The organism is Enterococcus thailandicus (assembly GCF_001886265.1).
Classification (GTDB): domain Bacteria; phylum Bacillota; class Bacilli; order Lactobacillales; family Enterococcaceae; genus Enterococcus_B; species Enterococcus_B thailandicus.
This window is the reverse complement of the sequence record NZ_JXLE01000006.1, coordinates 103,565-121,138: the sequence shown is the minus strand read 5'-3', so window position 1 is coordinate 121,138 and position 17,574 is coordinate 103,565. Positions and strand designations below refer to the sequence as shown.

Here is a 17,574-nt window from a genome sequence, read left to right as displayed (position 1 = left end):
TCTTTTTTGAGGAATCAATAATAATCTTGGACATAAATCCAAGAAAAAAACCGTTCATACGATGAACGGTTCGCAGTCCTGATTCAATTAAACGCGTTCAACTTTTCCTGATTTCAAAGCACGAGTTGACACCCAAACTTTTTTAGGTTTACCGTCGATCATAACGCGAACTTTTTGTAAGTTAGGTTTAACAGTACGTTTTGTTGAGTTCATAGCGTGTGAACGGTTGTTTCCACTTGAAGTCTTGCGACCTGTAAAGTAACAAACTTTAGCCATGTAAATTTCCTCCTTTGCCTTGATATTGGAGCAATAGAATAATTAAGCTCATACCAAACTAACTTATCATATAAGAAGGCAATTTGCAAGCATATTTATCGAGTTATAATTGACATTTCCGCATAATAATTGTAAATTATACAGGGTTGCTAATAAACATTTTGAGGGTTTTAAGGTACTTTGAAAGTAACTGCCTTTTATTTCACGTTATGCTATGATAAAATATTATAGAAGAAAAATGGGCTATTTGTGCCCGTTAAGGAGGCTTATTCATGGCTGTAAAAATTCAAACTTCAGCTGGAACCATTGAAATTACCAATGATGTGATTGCAACAGTTGTTGGTGGCGCTGCAACGGACGTTTTTGGTGTTGTTGGTATGGCCAGCAAAAATCAAATTAAAGATAATATTACTGAGATTTTGCGCAAAGAAAACTATTCTCGTGGAGTAGTTGTTCGTCAAGAAGAAAATGGTATTGCAGTTGATGTATATACAATTATTAGTTATGGAACAAAAATTTCTGAGGTTTCACGTAATGTTCAGGAAAAAGTAAAATACAACTTAGAGGCATTATTAGGTGTAACAGCCAATTCAGTTAATGTCTTTGTACAAGGTGTTCGTGTACTGCCAGACTAGGCAGGAGACTTGCTAGTAACTCAGCAGTCGATCTGAAGGAGGATTATCCAGGTGAGTGTAACAGAAATCAGTGCAAGCCAGTTCCAAGAAATGGTTCAGGCCGGTGCGAATCGTCTGCAAGCAAATGCAGAATATGTCAATTCATTAAATGTCTTTCCAGTACCAGATGGAGATACTGGAACAAATATGAACTTATCAATGACTAGTGGCGCAAAAGCCGTAGTCGACTCAACTTCTGAAAAAGTTGGCGAATTAGCCGCTGTGCTTTCTAAAGGACTTCTTATGGGAGCTCGAGGAAACTCAGGAGTTATTTTGTCTCAACTATTTCGTGGGTTTTCAAAACAAATCCCAGAAGTAGAAACATTGAATGCAACAAACTTAGCAGCAGCTTTCACACATGGGGTCGAAACTGCTTATAAAGCAGTAATGAAACCAGTTGAAGGAACGATTTTAACTGTTGCCAGAGAAGCAGCCAAAGCAGGTGAAAAGAAAGCAAAATCTACGGATGACGTAATCGAAGTAATGACTGCTGTTGTTAAAGGTGGAAAACGCGCATTAGCGAAAACACCTGATTTATTACCTGTATTAAAAGAAGTTGGAGTAGTAGATAGTGGCGGTCAGGGTTTGTTATTTGTATATGAAGGTTTCTTGAGTGCATTAAATGGTGAATTCCAAGTCGATGACATCTATGAACCATCTCCTGCAGAAATGGATGAAATGGTTAATGCAGAACATCACCGTAGTGTACAAGGACAATTGGCAACGGAAGATATCCATTTTGGTTATTGTACAGAAATCATGGTTAAAATTGGCGAAGGTCCAACTGTTGATAGCCAGTTTGATTATGAAGGCTTCCGTAACTACTTGGACGGACTTGGTGATTCATTATTAGTTGTAAATGATGATGAAATCATCAAAGTGCACGTTCATACAGAACATCCAGGTGAAGTAATGAATTATGGTCAAAAATTCGGTTCATTGATTAAAGTAAAAGTGGATAACATGCGTCTACAACACGAAACAATTTTAGAACATGATGAAGATGTCCAAGAATTTACAGAAGAAAAAGTACGTGTTCCTTATGGCGTGGTAGCTATTGCAGCAGGCCAAGGAATCCAAGAACTTTTTGAAAGTCTAGGTGCCAACTATGTGATTAGCGGTGGGCAAACAATGAATCCAAGTACAGAAGATATTTTGAAAGCAATTAAAGATGTTAATGCTGATCAAGTAATTGTTTTACCAAATAACAAAAATATTTTCATGGCTGCAGATCAAGCAGCTGAAGTTGCCGAAATTCCTGTAGCAGTTGTTCCGTCACGGACAATCTCTCAAGGCTTGACAGCGATGTTATCATTCAACGATCAAGTTTCATTAGAGGAAAACAAAGCAACGATGACTGATGTATTAAGTAGTGTCATAAGTGGTCAAGTAACACATGCTATCAGAAATACTTCAATTGATGGAGTAGAGATTGTCGAAGGCGACTTTTTAGGAATGATTGATGGAAAAATCGTTATTTCAAATCCTGATATTGTGGATACTTCTTTAACCACTTTAAAACAAATGATTAATGAAGATACTGAAATTGTGACAATCCTTGCTGGTGAAGGCGGTACAGTCGCACAGGCAGAGGAGTTGGCAGCAACGCTAACAGAAAAATATCCTGATTTAGAAATCGAGATTCACCAAGGAGACCAACCAGTCTATCCTTATCTGTTTTCTGCTGAATAGGAAAGTTTGTCACAAAGCCATCATTTCATGGTGCAGAAAGTATGAAGGACCTCGGTTTTCGATTAACTTTGATCGAAAACCAAAGTCCTTTTTTTGTTAAGAAAGGAGTGAAGTCGATGCGAGCGTTAACGGATCCAGTTACTGTGCTAGCTGGTGTAGGACAAAAAAGAGCAGAGAGTCTAGCTAGTTTAGGTATACATACAATTGAAGATTTGCTGACGTACTATCCTTTTCGTTATGAAGATATACAAGAAAGAAATTTAACAGAAATCCAAGATCAAGAAAAAGTGACGTTAAAAGGATTGGTTGTTTCACCACCCGTATTGAGTCGCTTTGGATACAAAAAAAGTCGATTGCAGTTTCGAATGATGCAAGATCATGCTGTTTTTAATGTTTCTTTTTTTAACCAGCCTTATCTTAAAGATAAAATTATTTTGTCTGAAGAAATTGCAGTGTATGGTAAATGGGATTCAAAAAGAAAAGCACTAAGCGGGATGAAAGTTCTTGGCTCGCAGACGTTAGATGATTTTTCACCAATTTACCATGTCAATAAGTCAATCAGACAAACAACGTTGGTTGATTTGATCAAAAAAGGGTTCGACGAGTATGGTGACTTAGTTGAGGAAAATCTTCCGTATACATTAGTGGAGAAGTATCGTTTGCTTGATCGTCAAACGGCAGTTAGAAGCATGCACTTTCCCAAGAATCATGAAGAAAATCATCAAGCCAAGCGCCGAGTTGTTTTTGAAGAATTTTTCTTGTTCCAGATGCAGCTGCAAGGACTTAAACATGCAGAAAAATCTGAAAAAAATGGAATCGAAGTTTTATATGATGTTCAAAAGCTCAAAGAATTCACTCAAAGTTTGCCATTTGAATTAACTGATGCTCAAAAACGAGTAACAAATGAAATTTGTCGTGACTTACGGAGTCCTCAACATATGCAACGTCTCTTGCAAGGGGATGTTGGTAGCGGAAAAACAGTGGTAGCAGCAATTGCATTTTACGCAGCTGTTACAGCAGGGTTCCAAGGTGCGCTGATGGTTCCAACTGAAATTTTAGCCCAGCAGCACATGGAAAGTTTTGTACAATTGTTTTCAGATAAGCTTTCTGTTGCCCTGTTAACGGGTTCAACAAAAGCAAAAGAAAGACGTGAACTATTAGAGCGTTTGGAAAGTGGCAAAATAGATGTGGTGATTGGTACCCATGCATTGATTCAAGAAGGTGTAGAATTTAAGAACCTTGGACTAGTTATCACGGATGAACAACATCGTTTCGGTGTTAACCAACGAAAGGTTTTACGAGAAAAAGGATGGCGACCAGATGTTTTATTTATGACAGCGACACCGATTCCGAGAACGCTTGCTATTACTGCTTATGGTGAAATGGATGTATCCATTATTGATGAACTTCCTGCAGGGCGAATACCGATTGAAACTAGATGGATTCGTACGCCGCAATTAGATAGTGTCTTAGAGTGGACCAGAAAAGAGTTAGGCAAAGGACATCAAATGTATGTAATCTGTCCGTTGATTGAAGAATCCGAAGCACTAGATGTTAAAAATGCTGTAGAAATTTATGAAAAACTCAGTGATTTATTCGCGCCAGAGTACGAAGTAGGTTTATTACATGGAAAAATGAAGAATCAAGAAAAAGAAAGAATCATGGAAGACTTTAAAGAAAATCAAACACAAATTTTGGTTTCTACCACAGTAATCGAGGTTGGGGTGAATGTTCCAAATGCAACGGTTATGCTAATCATGGATGCAGATCGTTTTGGTTTGGCACAGCTGCATCAGTTGCGTGGTCGAGTTGGTCGTGGAAGTGACGCTTCATTTTGTATTTTAGTTGCTAACCCGAAAAACGAAATGGGTGTGGAACGGATGAAAATTATGACGGAAACGAATAATGGTTTTGTTTTAAGTGAAAAAGATTTAGAATTACGAGGACCAGGTGAAGTTTTTGGTTTCCGTCAATCTGGGTTACCACAATTTGCAATTGCAGACTTGGTAGCAGACGGAAATATTTTAGAAGTAGCTCGAGATGAAGCCACACAAATTTGGCAGAAGGCTAATTGGCAAATTTTGCCAGAATATCGAGTATTAGTCCAAAGCTTACAATTAGAAAGTCAAGACAATCGTTATTTTGATTAGCGGATGTGCTATACTTTGAAATGATGAACGAAAGAGGAGTGAAGACAATGAGAATTGCGGTAGATGCAATGGGCGGTGATCATGCACCACAAGCAATTGTGGAAGGTGTTGCTTTAGCTCAACAAGATTTCCCAGAAGTTGAATTTTTATTGTATGGGAAAGAGTCAGAAATCAAAAAATATTTAACAAATGAAAAAAATATTACAATTATTCATACAGATGAAAAAATTAGTAGTGATGACGAGCCAGTGAAAGCAATCCGTCGTAAAAAAACGGCCTCAATGGTTCTTGCTGCACAAGCTGTTAAAAATGGCGAAGCAGATGCGGTTTTTTCAGCAGGAAATACGGGTGCGCTACTTGCCGCTGGTTTATTTATCGTTGGCCGAATCAAAAATGTTGAACGTCCTGGCTTGATGTCAACCTTACCAGTCATTGGAAAAGAAAATGCTGGCTTTGATATGTTAGACTTAGGTGCGAATGCTGAAAATAAACCAGAACACTTACTCCAGTATGGAATTTTAGGTTCATTTTACGCACGAAAAGTTCGTGGAATCGGACGTCCTCGCGTAGCCTTATTGAATAATGGAACAGAAGCGACAAAAGGTAGTGAGTTAACGAAACGTGCTTATGAGTTATTGCAAAATGAAACAAGCTTGAACTTCATTGGAAATGTAGAAGCACGTGAATTGTTGAATGGTGTTGCTGATGTGGTTGTGACAGATGGTTTTACTGGAAATGCTGTTTTGAAATCAATTGAGGGAACAGCATTAAATATGATGGATTTATTGAAATCTGCAATTTTGAATGAAGGAATTAAAGGAAAGATGGGCGCTTTATTATTAAAAGATGGGTTACGTTCATTAAAATCTGAGATGGATTATTCAAAACATGGCGGTGCGGTTTTATTTGGATTAAAAGCTCCTGTGATCAAAACACATGGCGCAACTGGACCAGACGCCGTTCGTTATACGATTCGTCAAATCCATACAATGTTAGAAACAAACGTTGTTGGACAGTTAGTTGAGCAATTTGAAAGCTCTGCAGATTAATTATCATTTAATGTAAACGATGTGAAATATGAGATAATGAAAAAAAGGTAGACATTTTCAAAAAATGTCAGTAAAATTAGCCTTGGTTAAGGCAGTTGTCTCGATTGTTGGAGGTGAAAACATTGACTCGTGAAGAAATATTTAATAAAGTAGCGAAAATTATTTCAAACCACTTTGAAATGGATACAGATAAAGTTACAGATGACTTGAATATCAAGGATGATTTGAAAGCTGACTCAATTAGTATCATGGAATTTGTTTTGGAGCTTGAAGACGAATTTGGAACAGAAATTTCGGATGAAGACGCAGAACAAATTGAAACGGTGGGCGGCGCAGTAAATTATATCTCAGAACATCTAAAATAAGTTAAACCCACGTATAACCAAAAGACCTAAAAATCTTCGTTGATTTTCAGGTCTTTTTCTTTTATTTTAAAAGCACCTTTTTTAATCTAATGCAAATGGTAGCGGTTGTAGTAGATTTAGTTTTCAGACAATTCAGGCAACAATTTCAATTGTGCTTGCAAAGTAAAACGGTTTTCTATATAATTATTAAGAAAATATTATACTTCGTTAAGAATAGGATTGGTTTAAATGATTTTATTCTGTGTGAGTATTATTTTATTAATGAAAAACTTCCATCTAGGGAGCAGAGAGGGGTATTCGATTGTCGGATAATCAATTATTAGATGTTCAGAACCTACACACAGGCTTCCGTATCAAAGATGAATTTTACGATGCAGTAGACGACGTTTCTTTTACTTTAGATAAAAACGAAATCTTAGCAATCGTTGGAGAATCTGGTTGCGGAAAAAGTACATTAGCCACTACTATTATGGGGCTGTTGGATCCTAACAATACCAAGATTACAGGAGAAATTTTATATAATGATTTAAATCTAATTGATTTGAATGAAACACTTTATAACAAGATTCGTGGAAATGATATTGGAATGATTTTCCAAGACCCATTGTCAGCGTTGAATCCTCTAATGAGAATTGAAGACCAAATTAAAGAAGGTCTTTCTTATCATACAAAGATGAATGCAGAAGAGCGTCAAGCAAGAGCACTTGAATTGTTAGACCAAGTGGGGATTCCTAATCCGACTCGAGTGGGACGTCAATATCCTCATGAATTATCTGGTGGGATGCGTCAACGTGTAATTATTGCGATTGCGATTGCATGTAAACCGCCAATTGTCATTGCTGATGAACCAACAACAGCGTTAGACGTGACAATTCAAGCACAGATTCTTGATTTATTAAAAGACTTACAAGAAGAAACAAAAACAGGAATTATTTTGATTACCCATGACTTAGGTGTTGTGGCTGAAATGGCAGATCGCGTAGCTGTTATGTACGGTGGACAATTCGTTGAGGTTGCTGAAGTTGAAGAATTGTTTGAAAATCCAAAACATCCATATACACGTTCATTATTGAATTCAATTCCTCAAGAAGGACAACATGAAGAAGAACTACATGTGATTGAAGGAGTTGTTCCTTCATTGAAAAATATGCCACGTCGGGGTTGTCGTTTCGCTCCACGGATTCCATGGATTCCAGAAAGTGATCATGAGAAAGACCCAATTCTTCATGAAGTAGCACCGAACCATCTCGTTCGTTGCTCATGCTATAAGCATTTTCATTTTAGAGACGAAAAAGGAGAGGTGTAGATGACAGAATTAATCACAATTAATGATTTAAAAGTTCACTATCCGATTCGCAGCGGTTTTTTCAATCGAGTAAATGATTATGTTTATGCTGTAGATGGCGTCGACTTCGTTATTGAAAAAGGAAAGACGTATGGTTTAGTTGGAGAATCTGGTTCAGGAAAATCAACGACGGGTAAGGCGATTGTTGGGCTAGAAAAAGTGACGGATGGTCAAATCATTTATCAAGGAACAGATGTAACAAAACGTAGTAATCGCAAGAAAATCGAATACAACAAAGATGTTCAAATGATTTTCCAAGATTCAATGTCTAGCTTAAACCCTAAAAAGCGGGTATTAGATATTATTGCGGAACCAATTCGTAATTTTGAACGTTTAAGTGATCAAGAAGAAAAGAAAAAAGTAAAAAGTTTACTTGACATTGTTGGGATGCCAGAGGATGCGTTATACAAATATCCACATGAGTTTTCTGGTGGTCAGCGTCAACGTTTAGGTGTTGCTCGTGCCGTAGCAACAAATCCAAAATTGATTGTAGCGGATGAACCAGTTTCAGCGCTTGATTTATCTGTACAAGCGCAAGTTTTGAACTTTATGAAACGAATCCAACAAGAATTTGGACTTAGTTATCTATTTATTTCTCATGACTTAGGTGTTGTTAAACACATGTGTGATAATATCGCTATCATGTATAAAGGCCGTTTCGTTGAAATCGGAACAAGGGAAGATATCTACAATGACCCACGTCACATCTATACAAAACGTTTACTGTCTGCAATTCCTCGAATCGATGTTGAGAATCGCGAATTGCATAAAGAGAATCGCCGAAGAGTTGAACAAGAATACATCAATAGTCAAAAAGATTATTACGATTCAACTGGTCGGGTGTACGATTTGCGTGCATTATCAACTACTCATAAAGTAGCGTTAAAAGATGGAGGTGCTAGCTAATGTGGAAAACAATCCTACGTCGTGTGTTATTGATGATTCCTCAAGTTATTATTCTTAGTGTTTTAATTTTCATGTTGGCAAAAGCGATGCCAGGTGATCCATTTACTGGATTAATCAATCCAAACCAAGATCCAGCTGTGATTGAGCAAATGCGACAAGCTGCTGGACTAAATGATCCGTGGTACGAACAATATTTCCGTTGGATTGGAAACGCATTGCATGGAGATTTTGGTCAAAGTTTCTTATACAAACGTTCAGTTGCTGACTTGATTGGTGAGCGTATCGTCAATACGTTGTACTTATCTATTTTGACAGTTATTTTAACGTATTTGATTGCTGTACCGTTAGGAATGTTAGCAGGTCGTTACCAAAATTCGATTTTAGACAAAGTCGTAGTTATCTATAACTTCTTCAGCTTTGCTGTACCATTGTTTATTTTCGGTCTAATCATGTTATTCATTTTTGGTTACCGTCTAGGTTGGTTCCCAACAAGTGGTTCACAGACTTTAGGACTAAGTGGCGGATTCTTTGCTCAGTTTGCCGATCGAATGAAATATATTTTATTACCATCAATCACGCAAGCATTTTTGGCTACGGCGGTTACGATTCAGTATCTTCGAAGTGAAGTAATTGATTCAAAATCATTAGACTTTGTAAGAACAGCACGTTCGAAAGGTGTACCAACTAAGAAAGTCTTCAGTCGTCATATCTTTAGAAATGCTGCTTTACCAATGGCGTCACAGATGGGGTACGAAATTACTTCGTTGATTGCTGGTTCAGTGGTTATCGAGAAGATTTTTGGTTATCCAGGTGTTGGTAAGTTATTTATTGATGCTATTGGCCAACGTGATTATGCTGTTATTACTTCTTTAGTATTGATTTTAGGGATTGCAACATTAGTGGGGACCTTGCTTTCAGATATTATCATGAGTATTGTTGATCCACGTATTAGAATCCAATAAAAATCAATCAAAAAAGGAGGATGAGTCAAATGAGTGAAAAGAAAGATGTCGTAGCGCAAGAAAGTGTCCCACCAATGGGCCTGCGCATGATTGCACGTGAATTTAAAAAAGACAAAATAGCCATGTTTTCATTGGGCTTGTTAGTTCTTTTATTATTGTTTGTCTTTATTGGCGCTATTTTAACAGATCAAGATAAAGTAATGTATGTAAGTATTTTTGATAAATACGCTGAACCTGGAGCGATTTCTACTCAAGGTCATAAGTTCTTGCTTGGCGCAGATGAAGGTGGCCGAGATGTATTCGGTCAATTAGTGATTGGTGCTAGAAACTCTGTTTTAATTGGTTTTGCGATTACGATCATTACTTCGATCATCGGGGTAGGATTAGGAATCATTTCTGGGTATTACGGTGGAATGATTGATAATATATTGATGCGAATCGTTGATTTCGTCATGATTTTACCAATTATGCTGATTATTATCGTATTTGTTTCAATTATTCCTAAATACAATGTTTGGTCATTCATTTTTATCATGAGTGCATTCTACTGGGTAGCGAAAGCGCGACTCTTTAGAAGTAAAACATTATCAGAAGCAAGACGTGATTACGTCAGTGCATCGAAAACAATGGGAACAAGTGATTTTAAAATCATGTTCCGTGAAATTATGCCCAATTTAAGTTCATTGATTATTACCAACTTAACGATGAACTTTGCAGCAAATATTGGAATTGAAACTACTTTGACTTTCTTAGGATTTGGATTACCTACGAATGTACCAAGTTTAGGAACTTTAATTGGTTACGCAAGTAGTGGTGAAGTGTTAGTAAATCGTCAATGGATCTGGTTACCCGCGTCAATGCTAATTCTAGTTTTGATGTTGTGTATAAACTATGTTGGTCAAGCATTTAAGCGTTCTGCTGATGCGCGTCAACGTTTAGGATAGAACGAAATAAGGGGGATATAGGAATGAAGAAAACGATTTTTGGAGTAGTAACATTGTTATCTGTCGTAACACTAGCAGCTTGTGGCGGCGGCAGCGGTACTGATTCTTCTGGAAATGCTTCAGGAGATAAAGGGGATAGCCAAGCTTTATCATTCCCACTTGCAACAAAAAATGATAAAGATGCAATTGAAGATGGTGAATTAGAAGCCGCAGTTGCAACAGATAGTCAATTCGCTGGGTTGTTCCAATGGGAATTCTATCAAGATGCGTTTGATGCGGCATTCATGGCACCATCACATGAAGCATTATTCTCAAATGATACAGATTTCAAAATCACTGATGATGGAGCAGCTACTTTAGACTTAGACCAAGATAAAAAAGTTGCGACAATCAAACTGAAAGACAATGTGAAGTGGTCTGACGGAGTGGACGTTACGGCGGATGACGTAATTTTCTCTTACGAAATCATTGGTCACAAAGACTATACAGGTATTCGTTATGACGATACTTTCCGTAATGTAATTGGTATGGAAGAATATCATGATGGCAAAGCAGATACGATTTCTGGAATCAAAAAAGTAGATGACAAAACAGTTGAAATTGAATATAAAAAAGTTGAGCCAAGTATGTTACAAGCCGGCGGTGGTGTTTACTCATATGCTGCTCCAAAACATACACTTGAAGGCGTAGCAATCAAAGACATGGAATCAAGTGATCAAGTTCGTAAACACCCTGTAACTTTTGGTCCTTATTACATGAGTAATATTGTTGCTGGTGAATCAGTAGAATACTTGCCAAATGAGTACTATTGGAATGGCAAACCAAAATTGAAAAAAATCACAATGAAGTCAGTGCAAACAGCTAGTGCAACAGAAGCATTGAACTCTAAGTTGTATGACATGATTTTCCAAATGCCAACAGATACTTACGAAACATATAAAGATATTGAAGGCTATACAAACTTAGGGCGTGAACAAACTTCATACACTTACCTTGGATTTAAATTAGGTAAATGGAACAACGAAGAAAGCACAGTTGAATACGATCCTAATTCAAAAATGGCTGACAAATCATTACGTCAAGCGATGGGTTACGCTTTAGATAATGACTCTGTTGGTAGCAAATTCTACGCTGGTTTAAGAAGCAACGCAACGTCATTGATTCCTCCAGTGTTCGAATCTTACCATGATTCTAAACTAAAAGGTTATACACAAGATATTGATAAAGCAAACAAATTATTAGATGACGCAGGATTCAAAGATGTTGATGGCGATGGTATTCGCGAAGACAAAGATGGCAAAGAATTCACAATCAAATTTGCTTCAATGTCAGGTGGCGAAACAGCACAACCATTAGCTGATTACTATGTACAACAATGGAAACAAATTGGTTTAAATGTTGAATACACAACTGGACGTCTAATTGAGTTTAACTCATTCTATGACAAACTAAAAAATGATGATCCTGAAATTGATGTTTATCAAGCAGCTTGGAATACAGGAACTGATCCAAATCCAAGTGGACTATGGGGACCAAATGCAGCATTCAACTACACTCGTTACGAATCTGAAGAAAACACAAAATTAATTGATGCAATCAATTCAAGTGATGCGTTTGATGCAGATTTCCAAAAAGAAGCATACCAAAAATGGCAAGAATATGCGTTTAAAGAAGCTTTTGCAATTCCAACATTATTCCGTAATGAAGTCTTACCTGTGAATGATCGCGTAAAAGACTGGAACTGGGCATACGACGAACGTAATCCTTGGGCAGAAGTTTCTGTAACAGATGCTTCACGCTAATCAAAATTTTTAACAGAAACTATTTTCGTTTATAATTTTACAATGAATAAGGTCAATCACTTGCTGGTTGACCTTATTTTTTTGTTGGATACTAAAAGGAAAAAAGAGTGACAGATTAGAACAAAGCTGTTCAAAAATTTAAGCAACCTTTTCTAAAAAATCCCAATTAGTAAAGCAACCCGTTTTGAACGACAGCCTTTTTCTTAAAGCTTTCTTACTTTTTAGTCAAACATTTCAAAATTATCAAAAAACCAGTATAATAAGGAAGTATGAAAAATATCCTATAAAAGGAATGTGGAAAATGGACAATCAGCTGACAAAAGAACTTAAAGAAAAATATACAATCGTTTTTCACGATCTAAATTTACTTGAACAAGCTTTTACCCATTCATCCTATGTGAATGAGCATCGCAATCTACACCTATCAGACAATGAACGTTTAGAATTTTTGGGAGATGCAGTGTTAGAATTAATGGTTTCTCAGTATTTGTATCGCTTGTATCCCGATTTACCAGAAGGAAAATTAACAAAAATGCGTGCAGCAATCGTTCGTGAAGACAGTTTATCAAAATTCGCAAAAGAATGTCATTTTGATCAACACGTCATGTTAGGTAAAGGTGAAGAAAACTCTGGTGGACGAACACGTCCTGCGTTATTATGTGACCTATTTGAAGCTTTTCTAGGTGCTTTATATTTGGACCAAGGCTTCGAAGTAGCGCATGCATTCATCAAGCAAGTTATCTTCCCAAAAGTCAAAGCAGGTGCTTTTTCACATGAGATGGATCACAAAACCAAATTGCAAGAAGTCTTGCAAAAATCAGGGGATGTTTTTATTGAATATCGCTTGATTAAAGAAGAAGGACCAGCCCATGAACGTATTTTTTGGATTGAAGTCTATGTTGATGATCAATTGATTGGTACGGGCCAAGGAAAATCAAAAAAATTAGCAGAACAAGCTGCCGCTGAAAATGCATTAGCAGCCTTGGAAGAGTAAGTGAGGGAAAGCTTTCGTGTATTTGAAACGAATTGAAATCGCTGGATTCAAGTCATTCGCTGATAAAACAGTGATTGACTTCGAAAACAGTGTCACAGCAGTTGTTGGCCCCAATGGTAGCGGAAAAAGTAACATCACGGAAGCCATTCGCTGGGTCTTAGGTGAACAATCAGCAAAAAGTTTACGTGGTGGAAAAATGCCAGATATTATTTTTGCAGGTTCAGATTCTCGTAAACAACTAAACGTAGCAGAAGTAACGGTCATTTTAGATAATGAAGACCATTATCTACCATTGGAATACAATGAAATAAGTGTGACACGTCGCTACCGTCGAACAGGAGAAAGCGATTTTTTTATCAATAAACAATCTTGTCGGTTGAAAGATATCCAAGAGTTGTTTTTAGATTCTGGCTTAGGAAAAGAATCTTTTTCAATTATCTCACAGGGAAAAGTTGAAGCGATTTTTAGTAGCAAACCAGAAGATCGTCGTGGAATCTTTGAAGAAGCAGCGGGTGTTTTAAAGTATAAACAACGTAAGAAAAAAGCAGAACAAAAGCTTTTTGAAACAGAAGATAACCTTAGCCGAGTTCAAGATATTATCTATGAATTAGAAGAACAGCTAACTCCTTTAGCTACTCAAAGTAAGGCAGCAAAGGAGTTTTTACGCTTAAAAGAAGAATTGACCGAAACAGATATTGCTCTAATGATTGCAGAAATCAAAGCGGCAAGAACTGAGTGGACCCAACGAGAAGCTGAACTAAAGCAATTTAATCAAGAGTTAGCGACCGTAACCGAGCAAATCCAAGTGCGTGAATCAACTCTGGCAACTTGGCGTAAACAAAATGCGCAAGCTGATCGTTTGATTGAAAAGAATCAGCAAAAATTACTTGCTTTGTCAGAAAGCCTAAAGCAAACAGAAGGACAAAAAGATGTTTTACTGGAACGCTCAAAGCATACCAAACAAAGTACACAAGAATATCAAGCATCTTTAGCGGAAGCACAGAAAAAAGTTCAACACTTTGAAAAACAACAAGCTAGTTTAACAAAAGATGTTGATAAAAAAGAAGCGGAAATCCAGCAAGCAGAAGCACAATTGATGGTAACCCAACAGGAACTTGAAAAATATCAAAAATCGACAAAAGAATTATTAGCCGAATTACGCGATCAATATGTCGATTTAATGCAAGAACAAGCAGCTGTCGGAAATGAATTGAAATACTTAGAACGTCAGTATCAGCAAGAGACAGCAAAGAGCCAACAAACATTGGCAAAGCAAACAGAAGTTCAAGCAACTGTTGCAGAATTGTCGGCAAAAAAAGCAGAATTAGTGGAGCAACAAACGAAACTGACTCAATCATCAGAAGAAACAAAAACAAAAGTGACAGCTATTCAGACAGAAGGAAAGAAATTCCAAGAACAGTTGAATACTGAACACCCAAAAATGTATCAATTGATGAATCAGGTGCAACAATTACGTGCACGACAAAAGAGTTTACAAGAAATCCAAGAAAACTATTTTGGCTTTTATCAAGGTGTACGTTTAGTGTTACAACACAAGCAACAATTATCTGGCGTTGTAGGTGCAGTCGCAGAACTAATTGATGTTCCAGCTGATTTCACTTTAGCAATCGAAACCGCATTAGGAGGAGCTGCACAACATATTATTGTTGAAAATGAAGTGGATGCAAGACAAGCAATCACTTATTTGAAGCAACAAAAAGGTGGACGTGCAACTTTCTTACCATTGACAACGATTAAACCACGTCAATTACCTGCTCATGTTGCGGCACAAGCAGCTACTATCGAGGGCTTTTTAGGCGTAGCAAGTGAACGAGTGACTTACCCAGATGCAGTCCAATCAGTAGTGAATAATTTATTGGGAACGATCCTTTTAGCAAAAGACCTAGCTAGTGCTAATACGATTGCACAAACGATTCATTATCAATATCGTGTGGTTTCTTTAGAGGGAGACGTTATGAACGCAGGTGGTTCAATGACAGGCGGAGCCAATAAGCGTGGAAACCAAGGAAGTTTATTCGCTCAAAATCAAGAATTGAAACAATTGACTAGTGAGTTTGACCAAGCAAATCAAGAACTACAAGTTCAAGAAAAGAAAGTTCAAGCTTTACAAGAAAAAGTTACGACACTTAGTGAAGAATACGAAGCTGCCCGAAGTGTTATGGAACAGTTGCGTTTCGAAGAACAAGAAGTTGCAAATAAACTTCAAAATATCTCAAATGATTTAACACGTTTTGAAAAAGAACAACAGATTTCTAATTTTGAGACACGTGAGTTAAATCAATTTATCGAAACTTATGAAAAACAACGTACAGAATTAGCAACGAAGCAACAAGAATTGGAAGAACAACGCACGAAAATTGACGAAGAAATCAAATCTTTAAGTCAAGAAAGCGATCAAATGGAAGCTCGTCGCGCGCAAATCCAAGGACAAAAAGCGCAAGAACAAGCGGATCTTGCCGTATTAAAAGAACAGTTTAATCACTTGCAGATCCAGTTACGTGGTGCACGTGTCCAAAAAACAGAGGCAATGGAACGCCAGACAAGTTTAGAACAACAGCTAGCTGCGTTAACGGCAAACTTTTCTGATCATGAGTTGACAGAAGAAAGCTTAGACGAAAAAATTCGTGAATTATCTGTGCAACGTGAACAGCTACAAGCTGAACTTCAGGAAGTGAAAGCAACCCGTGACACAACACAAAAAGAAATTGACCAGCTAGCAGAAGTATTGGCACAACAAAACCAAGAACACAAAGTTCGCTTGACTGAGCAATCAAAACTTGAAGTGAAAAAAGATCGTGCAGAGATGCTACTAGATCAGCACGTTACGTATTTAGAAACAGAATATCAAATGACTTTTGAGAAAGCTGTGATTGATTATCAACCAACAGTAGATGTTTCCGGTAGCAAAGAAAAAGTAGCGACATTGAAACGAAGTATTGAAGCACTAGGACCAGTTAACTTGAATGCCATTGAGCAATATGAACAAGTGAATGAACGTTATACCTTTTTATCTACTCAAAGAGATGATTTGCTTTCTGCGAAAAATCAGTTATTTGATACAATGGATGAAATGGATGATGAAGTTCGCACTCGTTTCAAAGAAGTTTTTGAAGCAATCCGCAAAGAATTCAAAGTGGTCTTTCCGAATATGTTTGGCGGTGGACGAGCAGAACTTGTCTTGACTGATCCCACTGATTTATTAAAAACAGGAATTGAAATCGAAGTTCAACCTCCAGGTAAAAAACTACAAAGTCTAAGTCTACTTTCTGGTGGAGAGCGCGCATTGACGGCAATTGCTTTGCTATTTTCAATCATTCGTGTGCGTCCGGTACCGTTTTGTATTCTTGATGAAGTAGAAGCAGCTTTAGATGAGGCAAACGTGACACGTTTTGGGAACTATTTGCGTAATTTCCAAAATGATACCCAATTTATTGTGGTCACCCACCGTAAAGGAACAATGGAAGCTGCGAATGTTTTGTATGGCGTAACGATGCAAGAATCAGGTGTTTCAAAAATCGTTTCTGTCCGTATGGAAGATCTTAAAGAAGATGAGAATCTTGTTGTGAAAGAGTAGGAAGTAAATATGATTAAATTAGTTGCCATTGATTTAGATGGAACATTACTAAACGAAGAAAAACAAATTTCTGCTAGAAATAAAGAAATTTTGGCGCAAGCAAAAAATCAAGGAGTTAAAATTGTTTTGTGTACAGGTCGTCCACTGGCGGCTATGGCACATTATTTAACGGAATTGGATTTGCTTGATTCAGGTGACTATAGCATTACGTTTAATGGTGGGCTTGTTCAAAAAAATGACACAGGCGAAATCATGGCGAAAAAAGTAATGACTATTGCAGACGTTGAGCAATTGACCCAGTTAGCACAAGCGTTGTCTTTGCCACTAGATGTGTTATCTGATGGGATTGTTTATCAGTTACCAACAGCTCCTGAAAAACAATCGCTTTATAATGTGCTGAATAAAGTTTTGGATTTCCGTCCTGGAACTTTACTGGATGTTAAGAAAGCGGATGTTTTGAACAAAGCAGTTATTGCTTATGCACAAGAAGAATTAGATCCAAAAATTCAAGAAATTCCAAATGTGTTCCATGAACAATTTGAAATCATCAAGACACGTAGTATGCTGCTAGAATTTATGCCAAAAGGTGTTACTAAAGCGTATGGAATTTCTTTATTAGCAGAAGAGCTAGGAATCACCCAAGCAGAAGTCATGGCAATTGGTGATGAAGAAAATGATTTACCAATGATTGAATATGCAGGAATGGGTGTCGCAATGGCAAATGCTGTTCCTTTAGTTAAAGAAAGTGCAGACTATTTGACTGCAAGTAATGATGATGACGGTGTTGCACAAGCAATTGAAAAATTTGTTTTAGTATAGG

14 protein-coding genes are annotated in these 17,574 nt (G+C 37.2%); 13 read left to right on the top strand and 1 reads right to left on the bottom strand.

Annotated features, from left to right (window positions below):
* Positions 1 to 87 precede the first annotated feature (87 nt).
* Positions 88 to 276 carry a 50S ribosomal protein L28 gene (gene rpmB / locus RV17_RS05925; RefSeq protein WP_067483507.1) on the bottom strand — a complete coding sequence of 63 codons (189 nt, stop codon included), beginning with the start codon at positions 274 to 276 and terminating at the stop codon, positions 88 to 90.
* Positions 277 to 548: 272 nt separating this feature from the next.
* On the opposite strand from rpmB, the gene RV17_RS05920 reads away from it, so the two are divergent.
* The 13 genes from RV17_RS05920 (at position 549) to RV17_RS05860 (ending at position 17,573) form a co-directional block, all read left to right on the top strand.
* Positions 549 to 911, top strand: a complete 363-nt coding sequence (locus RV17_RS05920; RefSeq protein WP_067483505.1) for an Asp23/Gls24 family envelope stress response protein — start codon at positions 549 to 551, stop codon at positions 909 to 911.
* Positions 912 to 962: 51 nt separating this feature from the next.
* Entirely contained in the window at positions 963 to 2,642 is a 1,680-nt protein-coding gene (locus RV17_RS05915; RefSeq protein ID WP_067483503.1) for a DAK2 domain-containing protein, read from the top strand.
* 116 nt (positions 2,643 to 2,758) lie between these two features.
* A complete protein-coding gene (gene recG, locus RV17_RS05910; protein WP_071868755.1) occupies positions 2,759 to 4,792 on the top strand; it encodes an ATP-dependent DNA helicase RecG in 2,034 nt (677 codons plus the stop codon).
* A 47-nt stretch (positions 4,793 to 4,839) separates the two neighbouring features.
* Entirely contained in the window at positions 4,840 to 5,841 is a 1,002-nt protein-coding gene (gene plsX, locus RV17_RS05905) for a phosphate acyltransferase PlsX (protein WP_067483499.1), read from the top strand.
* A 122-nt stretch (positions 5,842 to 5,963) separates the two neighbouring features.
* Positions 5,964 to 6,206: an acyl carrier protein gene (gene acpP / locus RV17_RS05900; protein ID WP_067483497.1), complete on the top strand. Its 243-nt coding sequence runs from the start codon at positions 5,964 to 5,966 to the stop codon at positions 6,204 to 6,206.
* 301 nt (positions 6,207 to 6,507) lie between these two features.
* Complete coding sequence (locus tag RV17_RS05895) at positions 6,508 to 7,512, top strand: ABC transporter ATP-binding protein (RefSeq protein ID WP_067483495.1); 1,005 nt, start codon at positions 6,508 to 6,510, stop codon at positions 7,510 to 7,512.
* The gene (locus RV17_RS05890) at positions 7,513 to 8,457 is read left to right on the top strand and encodes an ABC transporter ATP-binding protein (RefSeq protein ID WP_067483493.1); all 945 of its coding nucleotides are present in this window, start codon (positions 7,513 to 7,515) and stop codon (positions 8,455 to 8,457) included.
* Positions 8,457 to 9,419 carry an oligopeptide ABC transporter permease gene (gene opp4B, locus RV17_RS05885; protein WP_067483491.1) on the top strand — a complete coding sequence of 321 codons (963 nt, stop codon included), beginning with the start codon at positions 8,457 to 8,459 and terminating at the stop codon, positions 9,417 to 9,419. The genes RV17_RS05890 and opp4B overlap by 1 nt, the downstream gene beginning before the upstream one ends.
* 29 nt (positions 9,420 to 9,448) lie before the next feature.
* Entirely contained in the window at positions 9,449 to 10,363 is a 915-nt protein-coding gene (locus tag RV17_RS05880; RefSeq protein WP_067483489.1) for an ABC transporter permease, read from the top strand.
* Between the two features lie 23 nt (positions 10,364 to 10,386).
* Positions 10,387 to 12,165 carry an oligopeptide ABC transporter substrate-binding protein gene (locus RV17_RS05875; RefSeq protein ID WP_067483487.1) on the top strand — a complete coding sequence of 593 codons (1,779 nt, stop codon included), beginning with the start codon at positions 10,387 to 10,389 and terminating at the stop codon, positions 12,163 to 12,165.
* 301 nt (positions 12,166 to 12,466) lie between these two features.
* A complete protein-coding gene (gene rnc / locus RV17_RS05870; RefSeq protein WP_067483701.1) occupies positions 12,467 to 13,159 on the top strand; it encodes a ribonuclease III in 693 nt (230 codons plus the stop codon).
* A 16-nt stretch (positions 13,160 to 13,175) separates the two neighbouring features.
* Positions 13,176 to 16,754 carry a chromosome segregation protein SMC gene (smc, locus tag RV17_RS05865; protein WP_071868754.1) on the top strand — a complete coding sequence of 1,193 codons (3,579 nt, stop codon included), beginning with the start codon at positions 13,176 to 13,178 and terminating at the stop codon, positions 16,752 to 16,754.
* 9 nt (positions 16,755 to 16,763) lie between these two features.
* Complete coding sequence (locus RV17_RS05860) at positions 16,764 to 17,573, top strand: Cof-type HAD-IIB family hydrolase (protein ID WP_067483482.1); 810 nt, start codon at positions 16,764 to 16,766, stop codon at positions 17,571 to 17,573.
* Position 17,574 lies beyond the last annotated feature (1 nt).